Origin of the sequence: Mycobacterium sp. Root265, from assembly GCF_001428895.1 — a bacterium.
Lineage (GTDB): Bacteria > Actinomycetota > Actinomycetes > Mycobacteriales > Mycobacteriaceae > Mycobacterium.
In genome coordinates this window covers 26,743-44,387 of the sequence record NZ_LMJA01000032.1, presented here as the reverse complement: position 1 = coordinate 44,387, position 17,645 = coordinate 26,743, and the positions used below count along the sequence as shown (strand labels likewise).

The 17,645-nt window shown below is 69.7% G+C and carries 13 protein-coding genes; 9 read left to right on the top strand and 4 right to left on the bottom strand.

The annotated features are described in order from the left end of the window. The first annotated feature begins 123 nt into the window (after positions 1-123). Complete coding sequence (locus tag ASE48_RS29625) at positions 124-3,117, top strand: ATP-binding protein (RefSeq protein ID WP_057170789.1); 2,994 nt, start codon at positions 124-126, stop codon at positions 3,115-3,117. Here the strand turns inward: ASE48_RS29625 and ASE48_RS29620 are convergent. After that, positions 3,114-3,503: a hypothetical protein gene (locus ASE48_RS29620; RefSeq protein ID WP_200962298.1), complete on the bottom strand. Its 390-nt coding sequence runs from the start codon at positions 3,501-3,503 to the stop codon at positions 3,114-3,116. The genes ASE48_RS29625 and ASE48_RS29620 overlap by 4 nt on opposite strands. Before the next feature lie 121 nt (positions 3,504-3,624). Between ASE48_RS29620 and ASE48_RS29615 the strand changes: the two genes are divergently transcribed. The 5 genes from ASE48_RS29615 to ASE48_RS29595 are packed head-to-tail and all read left to right on the top strand — an operon-like array spanning position 3,625 to position 11,143. Next, positions 3,625-7,509: a Pls/PosA family non-ribosomal peptide synthetase gene (locus ASE48_RS29615; protein WP_057170788.1), complete on the top strand. Its 3,885-nt coding sequence runs from the start codon at positions 3,625-3,627 to the stop codon at positions 7,507-7,509. After that, complete coding sequence (locus ASE48_RS29610; protein ID WP_057170787.1) at positions 7,473-8,846, top strand: M1 family metallopeptidase; 1,374 nt, start codon at positions 7,473-7,475, stop codon at positions 8,844-8,846. Before ASE48_RS29615 ends, ASE48_RS29610 begins: the two co-directional genes overlap by 37 nt. Continuing rightward, positions 8,843-10,096 carry a hypothetical protein gene (locus tag ASE48_RS29605; protein ID WP_057170786.1) on the top strand — a complete coding sequence of 418 codons (1,254 nt, stop codon included), beginning with the start codon at positions 8,843-8,845 and terminating at the stop codon, positions 10,094-10,096. Before ASE48_RS29610 ends, ASE48_RS29605 begins: the two co-directional genes overlap by 4 nt. Positions 10,097-10,106: 10 nt before the next feature. Continuing rightward, positions 10,107-10,802, top strand: coding sequence for a glycosyltransferase family 2 protein (locus ASE48_RS29600; protein ID WP_442928789.1), 696 nt, complete (start codon positions 10,107-10,109; stop codon positions 10,800-10,802). Continuing rightward, entirely contained in the window at positions 10,799-11,143 is a 345-nt protein-coding gene (locus ASE48_RS29595; protein WP_057170784.1) for a DUF2304 domain-containing protein, read from the top strand. Before ASE48_RS29600 ends, ASE48_RS29595 begins: the two co-directional genes overlap by 4 nt. Here ASE48_RS29595 and ASE48_RS29590 read toward each other — a convergent pair. The 3 genes from ASE48_RS29590 to ASE48_RS29580 all read right to left on the bottom strand — a co-directional run bounded on the left by ASE48_RS29590 (position 11,137) and on the right by ASE48_RS29580 (position 14,500). Beyond that, complete coding sequence (locus tag ASE48_RS29590; protein ID WP_057170783.1) at positions 11,137-11,721, bottom strand: TetR/AcrR family transcriptional regulator; 585 nt, start codon at positions 11,719-11,721, stop codon at positions 11,137-11,139. The genes ASE48_RS29595 and ASE48_RS29590 overlap by 7 nt on opposite strands. Before the next feature lie 2 nt (positions 11,722-11,723). Further along, entirely contained in the window at positions 11,724-13,499 is a 1,776-nt protein-coding gene (locus ASE48_RS29585) for an N-acyl-D-amino-acid deacylase family protein (protein WP_057170782.1), read from the bottom strand. A gap of 62 nt (positions 13,500-13,561) precedes the next feature. Continuing rightward, entirely contained in the window at positions 13,562-14,500 is a 939-nt protein-coding gene (locus tag ASE48_RS29580) for an NAD-dependent epimerase/dehydratase family protein (RefSeq protein WP_057170942.1), read from the bottom strand. Between the two features lie 55 nt (positions 14,501-14,555). Here ASE48_RS29580 and ASE48_RS29575 point away from each other — a divergent pair, with 55 nt between their 5' ends. Genes ASE48_RS29575 through ASE48_RS29565 form a run of 3 tightly spaced genes read left to right on the top strand, consistent with a single transcriptional unit; the run spans position 14,556 to position 17,641 of the window. Next, the gene (locus tag ASE48_RS29575) at positions 14,556-16,316 is read left to right on the top strand and encodes a hypothetical protein (RefSeq protein WP_057170781.1); all 1,761 of its coding nucleotides are present in this window, start codon (positions 14,556-14,558) and stop codon (positions 16,314-16,316) included. Positions 16,317-16,375: 59 nt separating this feature from the next. After that, positions 16,376-16,744 (top strand): hypothetical protein, encoded by a 369-nt coding sequence (locus tag ASE48_RS29570; RefSeq protein WP_057170780.1) that lies wholly within the window; start codon positions 16,376-16,378, stop codon positions 16,742-16,744. 42 nt (positions 16,745-16,786) lie between these two features. Beyond that, a complete protein-coding gene (locus ASE48_RS29565) occupies positions 16,787-17,641 on the top strand; it encodes a lysophospholipid acyltransferase family protein (RefSeq protein WP_057170779.1) in 855 nt (284 codons plus the stop codon). Positions 17,642-17,645: the final 4 nt, after the last annotated feature.

The window sequence follows — 17,645 nt, the reverse complement described above, 5'->3', positions numbered from 1 at the left end:
TTGGATTAGTCATCGTCGCGGCGATGCGTGCAGATCGGGGCGACGCCAGCCGCTCTGACGCGCGTGCAACTTAAGCGTGTCACCATGGTCGAAACCAGACTCCGACGCGGGAGGTGCCGGCCCATGACCGAATTGCCCACCGGCATCGTGACACTGCTCCTCGCCGATGTCCAAGGCTCCACCCGGCTGTGGGAGACCCGGCCCGACGAGATGGCCGCCGCCGTCGCGACGATGGAAACCGTGATCACCCAACTCACCGCCGTACACGGCGGTGCCCGCCCCCTCGAACAAGGCGAAGGCGACAGTTTCGTGATCGCGTTCCGGCGGCCCGCCGACGCGGTGGCATGCGCGCTGGACTTCCAGTTCGCCCAGTTGGCGCCGATCACCCTGCGCATCGGTGTCCACACCGGGGAGGTGCAGATGCGCGACGCCGCCAATTACGCCGGCCCCACCGTCAACCGCACCGCCCGGCTGCGCGATCTCGCCCACGGCGGTCAGACAGTGGTGTCCGGAGCCACCGAGGCACTCGTCGCGGACGCCCTGCCCGCGGAGGCCTGGTTCACCGACCTCGGCACCTACCCGCTGCGTGACCTGCACCGGCCGGAGCGGGTCAGCCAGCTGTGCCACCCGGACCTGCGCAACAGCTTCCCCGCACTGCGGACCGCCAAGCAGCCGGCCAGCCGGACCCTGCCGCTGCAGCTCAGCAGCTTCGTCGGACGCCAGAACCAGATCGAAGAGGTGGCGCGCCTGCTCAAGCAGAGCAGGCTGGTGACCCTCACCGGCGCGGGCGGGACCGGCAAGACCCGGCTGGCCCTGCAGGTGGTCGACGGCTTCGACGACGCGAAGTTCGTGGACCTGTCCTCGATCACCGACCCGGCACTCGTGACGAGCACCGTCGCACGTGTCCTGGGAGCGCCCGACCGCCCCGGCAGATCGACGATCGACACCCTGATCGAATCCGTCGGCGACCGGGATCTGGTGGTGCTGCTGGACAACTGCGAACACCTGCTCGACGCCAGTGCCGCCGTCGTCATGGACCTGCTGCGCGCCTGCCCGGGCCTGACATTCCTGGTCACCAGCCGGGAACCGATGGGCGTCCCCGGCGAGGTGGTGTGGCGGGTCCCGTCACTGTCCCTCGACGACGAAGCCATCGAGCTGTTCATCGAGCGCGCCACCACCGCCAATCCCGACTTCATCGTGACCACCGACGCGGCGACGACCATCACCGAGATCTGCCGGCGCCTCGACGGCGTACCGCTGGCCATCGAGCTGGCCGCCGCCCGGGTCCGCTCACTGTCCCTGGCCGACATCCTCGACGGCCTGCAACACCGGTTCCGGCTGTTGGTGGGGGGCACCCGGTCGGCCGCCCACCGACAGCAGACCCTGCACGCCTCGGTGGACTGGTCGCACAATCTGCTCACCGAACCCGAGCGCATCCTGTTCCGTCGCTGCCCGGTCTTCATGGGCGGTTTCGATCTGCTGGCCGCACAAGCGGTGTGCGTGGACGAGTCGGTACCCGGGTACGAGATCCGGGACCTGCTGACGATGCTCGTCGACAAGTCACTGGTCAGCGCCGACACCACCGGCGGCCCGACGCGCTACCGGATGCTGGAGACCGTTCGCCAGTACGCCCTGGAGAAGCTCGCCGACTCCGGGGAGACCTCCGGGTTGCGCGGCAAGCACCGCGATCACTACACCGCCATGGCCGCCACCATCAGCGCCCCGGGAACCCCGGACCGGACGCAGCGGATCGACCAGGCGGACACCGAGATCGACAACCTCCGTGCGGCTTTCGACTGGAGCATGAGCAACGGCGACAATGCACTCGCGCTGCAACTGGCGTCCTCGCTGCCGCCGCTGTGGCTGGCGCGGGGGCTGGTGCACGAAGGACTGGCATGGTTCACCGCGGCGCTGAGCGACGGCGACTCGGCACGCACTCCGTCGCGTGCCCGGGCCATCGCCGACAAGATGTTCCTGGACGCCTCGGTGCGCGCCGCCGAAGGCCTCGAACAAGCCGAGAGCGCGCTGCTGCTGGCCCGGGAGTTCGACGATCCGGAGCTGTTGTTGCGCGCTCTGATCGCGTGCTGCAGCAATTCGGTCTTCACCAGGGCCACCGCGGACCGCTACTTCGACGAGGCGATCGGGCTGGCCCGGCAACTGGGCGACGATTGGCATCTCGCCGAGTTGCTGAGCTGGCGCGCCTATGCGGCGATCGCCGGCGCCGGGAACCCGGTGACGGCGCGGATCGCCGGCGGGGAGGGCCTGGCGGTCGCCACCGCGATCGGTGCGGGTTACGTGGCGAGGGCCTGCCGCTGCTGGGGCTACGGCGCGGCGTCCATGCTGGCCGGCGAACTGGTGCGGGCCACCGCCGAATGCGAGGCCACCGCCATGGATTCGGCCGCGGGCAAGGACCCGCTGCACCGGGCGCAGGCACTGATCACCGGCGCCCACGTGCTGGCCCGCCGCGGCGACACCGATGCGGCCCGCCGGTCGGCGAACACGGCAATGACCGCGGCCGCGGGGCTCGGCGACATGTGGGTGGGTCAGGCACGGGCGGCGGTGGCGGCCGCGCACCTGGCCGACGGCAATGTCGAGGCGGCCGACGAGGCAAGCCGCCTGGCCACCGAGCTGCTCGCCGAACACCACCATCTGGCCTCGATGAACCTGCACCCGGTCGGTGACATCGCCATCGCGCGCGGCGATCTGCGGGCGGCCGAGAAATGGATCGACGAGGTGTCACCGGCGATGCAGGGCTGGCATCTGGCCACGGTGCTCGCCACCAGTGCCCGACGCCGGCTGCGCGCCGGCGACCGGGACGGCGCCGCACTCGACGCCCGCCGGGCACTCTCGGTGGCCGCCGAGGCCGACGCCCACGGAGCCCTGCCCGATGTCCTGGACTGTCTGTCGCTGGCCGCGGACAACGCTCGGGAAACGGCCCGCCTGCTCGGGGCCGCCGACGCGCTCCGCAGGCAACAGGGGGCGGTGCGTTTCGCGGTCTACGACGGCGACCATGCCGAATCCGCGCGGTCCGCCCGGGCGGCCCTCGGTGACGACGCTTACGACACGGCCGTCGCCGACGGTGCGGCGATGTCGTTGGAGCAGCTGCTGAAAACCTAGGCGGCGCGGTGGCGCTGTTCGAGAAGCGTCAGCACGCTGCGGCCGATCTCGGCCAGGTCCGCCGGCGAGGTCCCGCCCACCAGCGTGACGCCGTCGGCCACCCCGGCGGTCTCGATATCGGCGATCAGCCCGGCCAGCCCACTCACGGTGCCGGCATAGCGGACGCCACGGGTGTACTCGTCGGGACCCAGCGAGGCATAGGCGGCACGGACGTCCCCGGCCACGGCGACCCTGACGTCCAGGATCACGGCGACCTGTCCGTCGTCGCCGCGGAGCCGGTCGCGGGCCCGGCGCGCCTGCTGCAGGTCGTCGGCGGCCACCCGGACCACCGGCTCGGGACCGGAGGTCAATTCACTCCACGCTTCATCTGCCACGAATAACCGCACACCCCCACGGTAGGAACATGCCCGCGAGCGGCCAATGGTTGCGATCAGTACGACTTCAAGGGAACAGGCTCGGGCAGCGCGCCGCGCGCGGGCCTGTCGGGCGGCTTAGTAGTTTGTAACAGTGACAGCGGAGCCCGGGCAGGCCATCCCTACCCAATACCTTCTTTCCCCGGCGGCAGCTCCACCGCGGACCCTGATCGACGTCCTCTACGACACCGCGAACCGTTTCCCGGATGCCCCCGCGATCGACGACGGCGACGTTCAGCTGACCTATTCCGAGCTGGTCAGCGATATCGAAGAGAGCGTGCAGTGGCTCGCGGCGCGCGGCATCGGCCGCGGTGACCGCATCGGTATCCGGATGGCCTCGGGCAGCTACGCGCTCTACACCGCGATCCTGGCCACCCTGGCCACCGGCGCCGCCTACGTCCCGGTCGACGCCGACGATCCCGAGGAACGCGCCGCGCTCGTCTTCGGTGAGGCACAGGTGGTCGCGATCATCACCGACGCGGGCCTGGTGCGCGGCCCGGGTTCCTCGCGGGGCTGGCGTGCCGCGGCACCGCTCACCCGCGACGACGCCTGGATCATCTTCACCTCCGGATCCACCGGCACACCCAAGGGCGTGGCGGTCACCCATCGCAACGCCGCCGCCTTCGTCGACGCCGAGGCCCGGATGTTCCTCACGGAGGCCCCCTTGGGCCCCGGTGACCGGGTGCTCGCCGGACTGTCGGTGGCCTTCGACGCGTCCTGCGAGGAGATGTGGCTGGCCTGGCGCCACGGTGCGTGCCTGGTGCCCGCTCCGCGGTCGCTGGTGCGCAGCGGTATGGACCTCGGGCCGTGGCTGGTGACCCGCGACATCACCGTCGTCTCGACCGTGCCCACCCTGGCCGCGCTGTGGCCCGCCGAAGCGCTGGAAGCGGTCCGGCTGCTGATCTTCGGCGGCGAGGCCTGCCCACCCGAACTGGCCGAACGACTCGCCGTGGACGGCCGCGAGGTGTGGAACACCTACGGCCCCACCGAGGCGACCGTGGTGGCGTGCGCGGCACCGCTGGACGGGAAGTCCGCGGTGAGCATCGGGTTGCCGCTGCCCGGCTGGGACCTCGTCGTCGTCGACAAGGAAGGGCTGCCGGTCGGACTGGGCGAGACCGGCGAACTCGTCATCGGTGGCGTCGGCCTGGCCCGATACCTGGACCCCGAGAAGGACGCCGAGAAGTACGCCGCCATGCCTTCGCTGGGCTGGGAGCGCGCCTACCGCAGCGGGGACCTGGTGCGGTTGGAGGCCGACGGCCTGTACTTCCAGGGCCGCGCCGATGACCAGGTCAAGGTCGGCGGACGCCGCATCGAACTGGGCGAGGTGGACGCCGCGCTGGTGAACCTGCCCGGTGTCAGCGGCGGGGCGGCCGCGGTACGCCGCACCACCAGCGGCACTCCCCTGCTGGTCGGTTACATCGCCAGCGCCGACCCGGCGTTCGACCTTGCCGCGGCCCGCACCGCGCTGTCGGACGCGCTGCCCGCGGCGCTGGTTCCCCGGCTGGTCCTGCTCGACGAACTGCCCACCCGGACCTCCGGCAAGGTCGACCGCAACGCACTGCCGTGGCCGCCGCCCGGCGCCGCCGCGGAGGAGGAGCCCGACCTCGGTGGCACCATGGGCTGGTTGGCCGGCCTGTGGCGCGATGTGCTGGCCGCGTCGGTGGACGGCCCGGAAGCCGATTTCTTCGCCCTGGGCGGCGGCTCGCTGTCGGCGGCCCAGCTGGTCACCGCGGTCCGAAGCCGTTATCCCCAGGTGACCGTCGCCGACCTGTACGACCATCCCCGGCTCGGATCGCTGGCCGGCTACCTCGACGAGCTGGCCCCGCCGCCGGAGGTGGTGCGCCGCGATGTGGCACCGACACCGGTTCTCACCCAGCTGACGCAGGTGGCGCTGTCGGTGCCGCTGGCGACGCTGACCGGCCTGCAATGGGTGATCTGGCTGGCGATCCTCAACAACATCGCGGCCGCCACCGAGCTGGTGCCCTGGGCGGCACCGGCGAACTGGTGGTGGATCATCGCCGGGTTCCTGATCTTCATCACCCCGCCGGGCCGGATGGGAATCGCCGCGCTGGGGGCTCGCACCCTGCTGTCCGGACTGCAACCGGGCAGCTACCGCCGCGGCGGTTCGGAGCATCTGCGCGTCTGGTTCGCCGAGCGGCTGGCCGAGGCCAGCGGTGCGGAGAATCAGGCCGGCGCCCCGTGGCTGGTGTATTACGCACGCGCCCTTGGTAATACGGTCGGCAAGGGTGTCGACCTGCACTCCGCGCCGCCGGTCACCGGCATGCTCACCCTCGGCCACCGCTGCTCCATCGAACCCGAGGTGGACCTGACCGGGCACTGGATCGACGGCGACGTATTCCACGTCGGGCCGATCACCGTGGGCAACGACTCCACCATCGGCGCGCGCACCACCCTGTTCCCGGGGGCGGTGGTCGGCAAGAACGCCGATGTCGCCGCGGGTTCCGGTGTGGTCGGCAAGGTGAAGAACGGGCAGTACTGGAAGGGTTCACCCGCGGCGAAATCCGGTAAGGCACGCCATCCCTGGCCGCTGGAGCGGCCCGGCCGCGCCCCGGTGTGGGTGGCCTTCTACAGCGTGACGTCGATGCTGCTGGGTGCGCTGCCGCTGGCGGCGCTGGCCGCTGGGCTCGCGGTGCTGGGCTGGGCCGTCCGCGGCACCGCCACCCCGGCCGACGCGCTGGTCCCGGCCCTGGCCTGGACGCCGATCGCCGCCCTGGTGGCGATGGTGGTGTACGCGGTGCTGACCGTGATCGGGGTGCGGCTGCTCGCGGCCGGGCTCACCGAGGGCTATCACCCGGTGCGCAGCCGGGTCGGCTGGCAGTTGTGGGCCACCGAGCGGCTGATGGACGCCGCGCGCAACTACCTGTTCCCCATCTACGCCAGCCTGCTGACACCGTGGTGGCTGCGCCTGCTGGGCGCGAAAATCGGTAAGGGCACCGAGATCTCGACCGCACTGCTGACGCCCAAATTCACCGAGGTGCAGGACGGCGCGTTCCTGGCCGACGACACCATGGTCGCCTCCTACGAACTCGGCGGCGGATGGATCCACGTCGCGAAGGCCACCATCGGCAAGCGCGCGTTCCTCGGCAACTCCGGTATCACCCAGCCGGGACGGCGGGTCCCCGACGACGGCCTGGTGGCGGTGCTGTCCGCGGCACCGCACAAGGCCAAGGCCGGCTCGTCGTGGCTGGGCAGCCCGCCGATCCGGTTGCGCCGCAAACCCACTGCCGCCGACGCGATCCGCACCTTCAACCCGTCGGTCAAGCTGCGGGTGATGCGCTCGGTGGTGGAGACCTGCCGCATCATCCCGGTCATCGTGACCTTCGCGATCGGCGTCGGTGTGCTGGCGTCGCTGCACCACCTGGCCGACGCGATCGGCTACGGCTGGACCGCCCTGGCCGGCGGCCTGGTGCTGCTGATCGCCGGCGCGGTGGCCGGTGCCATCGCGGTGGCCGCGAAATGGCTTGTGGTGGGTCGTATCGACGCCATCGAACACCCGCTGTGGTCGTCGTTCGTGTGGCGCAACGAGGTATCGGACACCTTCGTGGAGACGGTGGCCGCGCCGTGGTTCGCCCGGGCCGCGACCGGTACCCCGGTGATGAACATCTGGCTGCGCGGACTCGGCGCGAAGATCGGCCGCGGAGTCTGGTGCGAGACCTACTGGCTGCCCGAGGCGGATCTGATCACCCTCGGCAGCGCCAGCACCGTCAACCGGGGCTGCGTGGTACAGACCCACCTGTTCCACGACCGGATCATGCGGATGGACACCGTCATCCTCGACGAGGGTGCAACCCTAGGCCCGCACTGCGTGGCGCTGCCGGCATCGCGTATCGGCGAAGGAGCCACCGTCGGCCCGGCGTCGCTGGTGATGCGGGGTGACGAGGTGCCGCCGTGGACCAGGTGGCAGGGCAACCCGATTGCGCCATGGACGATCAAACGGCCGAAGAAGCACGACCGGTGAGACCCGCCAAGAAAGCCGCACGCAAGGCGGCACACCAGCCCCCGGTGATCGACCCGTATCTGCCCCGTAACGGCAACTTCGGCTACCGGGTGTCGCGCTACGAACTGGATCTCGAATACAAGGTGGCGATCAACCGGCTCGCCGGGACGGTGACGATCACGGCCGTCACGCTGGCCGCGCTGCGCACCTTCACCCTCGATCTGTCCGACGCGCTGTCGGTGTCGAAGGTTACCGTCAACGGACGCCGGCCCGGACAGTTCCGATGTACGGGTGGCAAGCTGCACGTCACACTCGGGTCCACGTTGCCCGCCGGTGCGGCGATGACCATCGCGGTCCGCTACGGCGGAACTCCCCGGCCGCTGCGAACCCTGTGGGGCGACGTCGGTTTCGAGGAGCTGTCCAACGGCGCCCTGGTGGCCGGACAGCCCAACGGCGCCGCATCGTGGTTCCCGTGCGACGACCACCCGGCCGCCAAGGCCAGCTTCCACATCCGGATCAGCACCGACAGCCCGTACTACGCGCTGGCCAACGGTGAACTGCTGTCCAAGCAGACGCGGGCCAGCCACACCACCTGGGTGTACGAGCAGGCCGAACCGACCTCGACGTACCTCATCACCCTGCAGATCGGTGAGTACAGCCGCCACCGGCTGCAGAAGAGCCCGGTGCCGATGCACGCGGTGCTCCCGGATCGGTTGCGGCGCAACTTCGAACACGATTTCGGCCGCCAGCCACAGATGATGAAACTGTTCACCCGCCAGTTCGGGCCCTACCCTCTGGAGGGCGGCTACACCGTCGTCGTCACCGACGACGATCTGGAGATACCGCTTGAGGCGCAGGGACTTTCGATCTTCGGTGCCAACCACTGCGACGGCAGGCGCACCGCGGAACGGCTGATCGCCCACGAACTGGCCCACCAGTGGTTCGGCAACTCGGTGACGGTACGGCGCTGGCGCGATATCTGGCTGCACGAGGGCTTCGCCTGCTACGCGGAATGGCTGTGGTCCGAGGAGTCCGGCGGCCCCAGCGCCGACGAGCGGGCGCGGTCCTACCACCGCAGGCTCAAGGACTCACCGCAGAATCTGCTGCTGACCGACCCCGGCCCGGCCGACATGTTCGACGACCGGGTGTACAAGCGCGGCGCGCTCACCCTGCACGCCCTGCGCGGCGTGATCGGCGATGACAACTTCTTTGCGCTGCTTCGCGATTGGACCACCCGCTACCGGCACAGCACGGCCGTCACCGATGACTTCACCGGACTGGCGGCCAACCACGCCGACGTGTCACTGCGCCCACTGTGGGACCGCTGGCTGTACTCCAAGGACGTACCGGACCTGTGACCGACGCCAGCGCGGCAGTGCCGGCGAGGGGCCCGGTGACGCGGGGAAGCGTCGCCCGCGTGGGACTCGCCACCGCACTGTCCGCGCTGTGTGGGTACGCCGTGCTCTATCTGGCCGCCCGCGATCTGGAACCCGCCGGGTTCTCCCTGTTCGGGGTGTTCTGGGGGGCGTTCGGTCTGGTCAGCGGCGCCGCCAATGGGCTGCTGCAGGAATCCACCCGCGAGGTCCGCGCGATGCGCGGCCAGCACGTCCCCCCGGCCGAGACCACCAGGCCGATGCGGATCGCGGCCGTCGTCGGCATCGGCGCCGCGCTGCTCATCGCCGCCACCGCGCCGCTGTGGTCGGCCCAGGTGTTCACCGCCGACCAGCTGCTGAGCGTGGTCCTGCTGAGCATCGGGCTGGCCGGATTCTGCCTGCACGCAACGCTGCTCGGGATGCTCGCCGGGGTGGACCGCTGGACGCAGTACGGGTCTTTGATGGTCACCGATGCCGCCATCCGGGTGGCGGTCGCCGCGGCCGCCTTCGTGCTGGGGTGGGGGCTGGCCGGATTCCTGTGGGCCACCGTGGCCGGTTCGGTGGCCTGGCTGATCCTGCTGGCGCTGTCGCCTGCCACCCGTGAGGCGGCCCGGCTGACGGCCGCGGGCAGCGCACGCACCTTTCTCACCGGGGCCTTCCACTCGGTGGCCGCGGCCGGCGCCAGCGCCGTCCTCATCATGGGTTTCCCGGTGCTGCTCAAGGCCACCACCCCCGAATTGGGCGCGGCCGGCGGCGTCGTCATCCTGGCGGTCACACTCACCCGGGCACCGCTGCTGGTGCCGCTGACCGCCATGCAGGGCAACCTGATCGCGCATTTCGTGGACCAGAGTCACCGGCGTCTGCACGCCCTGGTGGTTCCGGCCGCCGCGGTGACCGCGATCGGCGGCCTCGGCGTGCTGGCCGCCTGGTGGGCCGGGCCCTGGCTGTTGCGCAACGCCTTCGGCCCCGACTATCAGGCCGCGGGCGGGTTGCTGGCCTGGTTCACTGCCGGTGCGGTGGCCATCGCGCTGCTGACCCTGACCGGTGCGGCCGCCGTGGCGGCGGCGCTGCACCGTGCGTACGCGGCGGGGTGGGTCGGCGCCACGCTGGCCGCGATCGCGCTGCTGCTGCTTCCGCTGGGCCTGGAAACCCGGACCATCGTGGCGCTGCTGTGCGGGCCGATCGTGGGAATCGCCGTACACCTGTACGCGCTGGCCACCGCCGATCGCGTGTAGTTTGGTCCGCATCGACACGCCGTACCCGGACGTCTGGGTCATCGTCCCCGCCTTCAACGAAGCGAGCGTCATCACCGACGTGCTCGCCGATATCCGCGCGGTCCTGCCCAACGTGGTGTGCGTGGATGACGGCAGCCAGGACGGCACCGGTGACGCGGCAGCGAGAGCCGGCGCACATCTGGTGCGGCATCCGGTGAATCTCGGTCAGGGAGCGGCCATTCAGACCGGCGTCGAATACGCCCGCAGCCGGCCGGACGCCACGGTCTTCGTGACGTTCGACGCCGACGGCCAGCACCGCATCAAGGATGTCGTCGCCATGATCGACCGGTTGGCCACCGAGGACGTCGATCTCATCATCGGGACCCGGTTCGGTGGCGGCGCCGTCAGCCACACCCCGCCCGTCAAGCGGTTCGTGCTGCGCGCGGCGGCGTGGTTGAGCCCGCGGAGCCGGGCGCTGGGCCTGACCGATGCGCACAACGGTCTACGGGTGTTCAACCGGAAGGTCGCCGAGGAGCTGGACATCACCATGAACGGGATGAGCCACGCGTCGGAGATCATCACGCTCGCCGGCGAAAAGCATTGGCGGGTGGCCGAAGAACCTGTGGAGATCCTGTACACGGACTACTCGAAGTCCAAGGGACAACCGCTGATCAACGGCGTCAACATCGTCTTCGACGGCCTGCTGCGAGGAAGGATGCCGCGATGAACTGGATTCAGCTGCTGCTGATCGCGGCGGTCATCACACTGCTGGTGTATCTGCTGCGCTCACGCCGCAGCGCCCGCGCCAAGGCCTGGGTGAAGGTCGGATATCTGCTGTTCGCGGTGGCGGCGGTGTACGCGATCCTGCGGCCCGACGACACCACCCTGCTGGCGAACAAGCTCGGCGTGGCCCGCGGCGCGGATCTGCTGGAGTACGCACTGGTCATCGCGTTCCTGTTCACCACGCTGAGCACCTATCTGCGGTTCAAGGATCTCGAACTGCGCTACGCCCAACTGGCCAGGGCCGTGGCACTCGAGGGTGCCCGCGCACCCGAGCAGTCTCAGTAGCGACTGAGCATATCGGCGAGTACCGCGAGCTTGCGGGCCTCGAAATCCGGGTCCGGCAGCACCGGTCGCAGGATCGCCGCACCGTCGAAGGTGTTCGTCAGGATCGCCGTGACCGCGGCCCGGGTGTCATCGGAGAGTTGATCGGTCGGCGTGACGGCGCCGGCGGTCTCGAAGATCTTCGCGCTGTACTCGGTGAGCACGTCGTGCAGCGTGGCCCGTAACTTCTCGTCGGTACGGGCGGCCACCATCAGCTCGTAGAGCACCGCATTGGTGTCGCTGGCGGTGACGTCGCGCAGCACCAGAAGCACTGCGGGAAGTGCGGGTTCACCTGGCGGTATCTGGGCGACCTGCTTGCTGAACCGCTCGAGCTGACGGCGCAGCACCTCATGACCGGTGGCGGCCATGAAGTCACCCATGGTCGGGTAATGCCGGAACAGCGCACCGACCGACAGACCGGCCCGTCTGGCGATGATCGCCGCCGACGCCCGGGCGTAACCCATCTCGACGATGGTCTCGATGCTGGCGTCGAGCAGCCGCGCGATGGTGTCCGCACGGCGCTGCTGTTGGGTCCGGGCCATCCCTAGACCGCAGCCGGTGCGGTCATCCCGGCCCGCAGATAGCGGCCGGATCTGATTGTGGTGCCATAGCCCTCGCGGAACTCGCCGCGGGTGAACACCACCTGACCGTTGACGCCGGTGGCGATGACGGTCTCATCGTTGCGGTTCACCATCCGACTCAGGTCACCGTAGAAGGGCACCGTCGCCTCGTGGTAGGCGTTCACCGAATCATCCAGCGCGGCAGGGTCGATCACCACGAAGTCGGCCCGGTCACCGCAGCGCAGGGTGCCTGCGTCCAGCCCGAACCAGTCAGCCACCTCGGCGGTCAGCCGGTGCACCGCACGCTGCGGCGTCATGAACGGCCGGCCCGCCACATCGGCGTCGCGCACCCGCTTGAGCAGGCGCAGCGCGTAGTTGTAGAACGCCATATTGCGAAGGTGCGCACCGGCATCCGAGAAACCCATGTGCACCGACGGCTCATTGGCGAGCTTGTCGAGTTGCTTGGGGCGGTGGTTGGCCACGATGGTGGTCCAGCGCACGTTGCGTTCACCGTTCTCCACGAGCACATCCAGGAAGGCGTCCAGCGGATGGATACCGCGCTCATCGGCGATCTGGCCGAAGCTCTTGCCGATCAGCGATGCGTCGGGACATTCGACGATCTTGGCGTCGTGGAAGTCGCGGTGCCACAACGCGGGTCCGAGCTTGCGCCGGTCGAAGGACCTGCGGAACCGGTGCCGGTACTCGGGGTCGGCGAGCAGCTTGTTGCGGTCCAGCTGATCGCGCAGATGCAGAGCAGCTGTGCCTGCGCCGAACTCCTCGAACACCGGCAGATCGATGCCGTCGGAATACAATTCGAACGGCACCGGGAGATGCTGAAAACGCACCTTCGCGCCCAGGATCCGGTTCAACAGCCGGACGCCCGGCCCCAGGATGTGGACGGCGCCGGGCGAGGACTTGGCGTCGGCGGAGACCAGCAGGCTCATCCGCACGGGGCGCCTGCGCCCGAACAGACCGCTGCTCTCCAGGAAGAAGTTCAGCGCCTCGGCCACTTTCGCGACATTCGGTGCGCTCTGCAGGATGCGGCCGTGCCTGCGCAGCACCTTGATCAGCCGCCGGCGTTCCCGCCAGGTGGCGAACGTCGAGGGCAGCGCGCGAGAGCGGAACCGGTCGCCGTCGAGTTTGTCGATGGCGGCGTCCATCCCGGACATGCCGAGCATCCCGGCGTCCAGTGCGGCGTCGAGGCGCTGCGCCATCGTCTCCAGTTCGGCATCGGTGGGAATCACATCGCGGGTGGTGGCGCGGTCCAGTCCGAGCACCGAGGCGCGCAGATCGGAGTGCCCCAGCAGCGAGGCGATGTTCGGGCCGAGCTGTAACGCGTCGATGGCGGCCACGTAGTCCGCGGGGTTGGTCCAGGTCTTGTGTTCGGCCAGCGCGCCGAGCACGAACTGGCGGGGCACGGCCTCCACCCGGCTGAACAGGTCGGCGGCGTCCTCGGTGTCGGCGTACACGGTGGACAGCGAGCACATGCCGAGCAGCACGGTGGTCACGCCGTGGCGCACCGATTCCCGCAGCCCGGGGTCGAGCAGCACCTCGGCGTCGTAGTGGGTGTGCACGTCGATGAAGCCGGGGATCACCCACTTGCCGGTCGCGTCGATGACCTCGGGGCAGCCGGTCTCGTCCAGCGGGGCGGCGGACACCTCGGCGACCAGGCCGTCGCGGATCCCCAGGGTGCGGGTGAGCGGCGGGCGTCCGGTGCCGTCGAACCACAGGCCGTTGCGGATGATCACGTCATAGGACATGACCGCAGCCTAGGTTAGATAGCGAGCGGTCGCTATCTTTTCTGAAATACGGCCGGGAAAACTCAGGACTCGTTGCGGAAGTAGTCCACGGTCCGCTCGATGCCCTCGTCGATGCCGACCTGGGGCACCCAGCCCAGCAGCTGCTCACCGCGGCTGATGTCGAGCTGGGACTTGCGCAGGTCGCCCAGGCGGGCCGGGTGGTACTCCGGTTCATCGGAGGTCCCGACGGCCTTGGCGATCGCGCTGTGCAGGTCGGCGACACTGGTGGTGACACCGGTACCGACGTTGAACCGCAGACCGCCGCCGACGTCCCCGGAGGCCCGCACGAAGGCGTCCACCACATCGTCGACGTAGACGTAGTCGCGGCCGTCGGTGCCGTCACCGAAGATCTTGGTGGTGGACCCGGCCAGCAGCGCCTTGGCGAAGATCGCCACCACGCCGGCCTCGCCGTGCGGGTCCTGGCGCGGGCCGTAGACATTGCCGGGCGCGATGTGCGAGCAGTCCAGGTTGTACAGATTGCGGAACATGTTGAGGTAGACCTCGCCGGCGACCTTGCTGGCCGCGTACGGCGACGCCGGGTCGGTGGGAACCTCTTCGCTGGTCGGAAAGACCGGCGGAGTGCCGTAGACCGAGCCACCCGAGGAGGTGTGCACGATCTTGCGGACGCCCTGGGCGCGGGCCGCCTCGGCCAGCCGGATGGTGCCGACCACGTTGACCGTGGCATCGAACTGCGGGTTGTCCACCGAATGCCGGACCGAGATCTGCGCGGCGAGATGGAAGATCACCTCGGGATCGGCGTCGGCCAGGATGGCCGCCAGATCGGCGTCGACGATATCGGCCTCGACGAAAGTGAAGTGGGGGTTCTGCTCGGCAGCGGCCAGGTTGGAGCGGCGTCCGGTGCTCAGATCGTCCACTCCGGCGACGGTGTGCCCGTCCGCGAGCAGGCGATCGACCAGGGTCGATCCGATGAATCCGGCAGCTCCGGTGACCAGTGTGCGCACCGGCCCACTGTAGCCGCGCGAGCGGTTCTGCACGCCCTCCGTACAGTCGCAACCGATGAACTGGGTCGCTCGGAGTGCCGTCGCGCTGATCGCGGTGCAGCTGCTGATCCGGTCCGTGCTGGCCTTCGGTGGCGACTTCTACTGGGACGACCTCATCCTGGTCGGGCGCGCGGGAACCCAGAGCCTGCTGTCCGCGCAGTACCTGTTCGACGATCACGACGGGCACGTGATGCCGGGAGCCTTCCTGGTGGCCGGCGCCATCACCCGGCTGGCCCCGCTGCAGTGGGTCGGGCCGGCGATCAGCCTGGTGGTGCTGCAGCTGCTGGCTTCGGCGGCGCTGCTGCGGGCGCTGCAGGTCATCCTGGGCTGGCGCCCGGTGCTGCTGATACCGCTGACCTTCGCGCTGTTCACCCCGCTGACCGTGCCCGGGTTCGCCTGGTGGGCGGCCGGACTGAATTCGCTGCCCATGCTGGCCGCGCTGGCCTGGGTGTGCGCCGACGCGATCCTGTTGGTGCGCACCGGGAATCGGCGCTACGCCGTGACCGGTGTCCTGGTGTATGCCGGCGGGCTGCTGTTCTTCGAGAAGTCTGCGGTCATTCCGTTCGTGGCCTTCGCGGTGGCCGCACTGCTGGCCTGGGTGACCGGTGCCTCCGTCGCGCAGGTCTGGCGGCGCGGCTTACGGCTCTGGATCGGGCTGCTCGCAGTGACCGCCGCCTGGATCGGGGTCTACCTCGTCGTGGTCGACCAGCAGCGGTGGTCGCTGGACCTCGGCATGACTTGGGATCTGCTCCTGCGTTCGGTCACCCACGGCATCGTGCCCGGGCTGGCCGGTGGGCCGTGGGACTGGCAGCGCTGGGCGCCGGCGTCCCCGTGGGCGACGCCATCGGCGACGGCGATGGTGCTGGGCTGGCTGGTGTTGGCGGCCGTGGTGGCGGTCTCGCTGGCCCGCAAGGAGCGCATCGGCCCGGTGTGGCTGGCCGCGGTCGGCTACGCCGTGGCCTGCCAGGTGCCGATCTACCTGATGCGCTCATCGCAGTTCACCGCACTGGAACTGGCCCAGACGCTACGGTATCTGCCCGATCTGGTGGTGGTGCTGGCCTTGCTCAGCGCGGTGGCCTTCTGCGCCCCGAACCGCGCGTCCTCGCGACGCCTCGATGCCTCGGCCTCCCGGTCCGTGGTGGTCCTGGTGGTGGCGGCCGCGTTCGTCGGCAGCAGCCTGTACTCGACGATGACCTTCCTGCGGGTCTGGCAGGACAGCCCGGTGCCGGGCTACCTGGACAATGCGCGCTCCGGGCTGGCCGCGGTGGACCCCCTCGGTGCGCCCCTGCTGGACCAGGAGGTCGACCCGATGATCATGCAGCGGGTGGCCGCCCCGGAGAATCTGGCCAGTCACATGTTCGCGTTGCTGCCCGATCGACCCGAATTCAGCAGCGCCACAACCGAACTACGGGTCCTCGACAGCACCGGGCGGCTGCGCGACGCGCTGGTGACCTGGGTGCGCACCATCGTCCCCGGGCCCGCGCCGCACTGCGGCTACCTGGTGCAGACCGAGGACTCCGAGGTGGTGATGCCGCTGGACGGACCGCTGTTGCCCGCGGATTGGACCGCGGAGATCAACTATCTGGCCAACAGCGAGGGGTCGCTGACCATGTCACTGACCGAGGGCGTGCCGGTCAAGGTTCCGGTGCACCCCGGGCTGAACCGGGTGTTCGTGCGATTGTCCGGAGCAGGTGACGCCGTCAGGGTGAGCGCGAACACCGCCGCGCTGTCGGTGTGCATCGCCTCCGGCCCGATCGGATTCGTGGCGCCCCGATAGTTCGCCCGCCACGGCGTGTGCGGACCCGACTTGTCGGTGGCTGTCCCTAGCCTGAACACATGGACCGGGCAGACTCGCGACCGTCGGTGGTCGCGCCGTGCAAGCACTGCAGCACCGACACGGTCTGGCTGCAAATGGCTTACGGCGGCTGGCGACTGTTCGACGCCGAGATGTTCGCCACCGAGGAGAGCGCGGCCGGCAACCGGTTCGCCATCCGGCGCTCGTCGCGTCAGGTGATCGACCTGGACGACGAGCACGAGGCACGGTGGCCGGCGAAATGCCTGCAGCTGCACCGGTTTCACTGCCCGGCCAGCCACGACGACACGTTGTTCCATCAACGCCGGCCGCGACAGCCCAACGATATCGACCTCGAAGACCTGTGGCGGCGGCTCGCCGAGCGCAAGGAGTCGCAGCGCAGGGCCGGATAGGCTCTGACCGGCGGTAATCCCGCTGGTCGATACCGTGGAGTCATGACCGTCATGACCGACTCCCAGAGGCTGATGGACCAGCCCGGCCGCATCCAGGCGATTCGCCGGGTGGTCGAGACGGTCGCCGACAACGCCGCCCCGCTCATCGACCTCTGGCGGCCCTATGTCGACGGACTCGAGCATCTGCCCCGGGACGGACGATTCCTCCTGGTGGGCAACCACACCCAGTCCGGCACCGAGGGATTCCTGATCCCGTATGTGGTGCGCCGCGAAATCGGCACGCTGGTAAGGCCGTTGACCGACCGGGGTTTCGGCAGGATGCCCGGCCCGGCGGCGGATCTGCTGGCTGCCTGCGGCGCGACGGTCGGTTCACCGGAATCCGCGGGTGCGCTGATGGCCCACGACCAGACGATCCTGGTGTTCCCCGGCGGCGGACGCGAGATCGCGAAGTTCAAAGGCGAGGAGAACACCCTGCGCTGGCAGGGGCGGTCCGGATTCGCCCGCATCTCCGCCGAGCACGACTACCCCATCGTGCCGGCCGGGCTCCTCGGCGGCGACGACGTGTATCGCAGCCTCACCACCCGCGACGGGCTGTGGGGACGGTTCAGCCAGGGCCTCGCCACAGTGCTCGGTGCGCCCAGCGATATGGCGATGCCACTGCTGCACGGTGTCGGCCCCACCATGATTCCCCGCCCACAGCGGATGTACCTGCGCTTCGCCGAACCGATCGATACCACCGGGCCGGCCGGAGTGTCCGCGTCGGAGTGGGCGGACACCGTCAAACAACGGACCCAGACGTCGCTGGAGACCGTGCTTGCCGAGTTACAGGAGATTCGCGAAGACGACCCGTACCGGGAGTTGAATCCGTTGGCCTGGCGCGAGGCCTCAAGGCCATGACGAA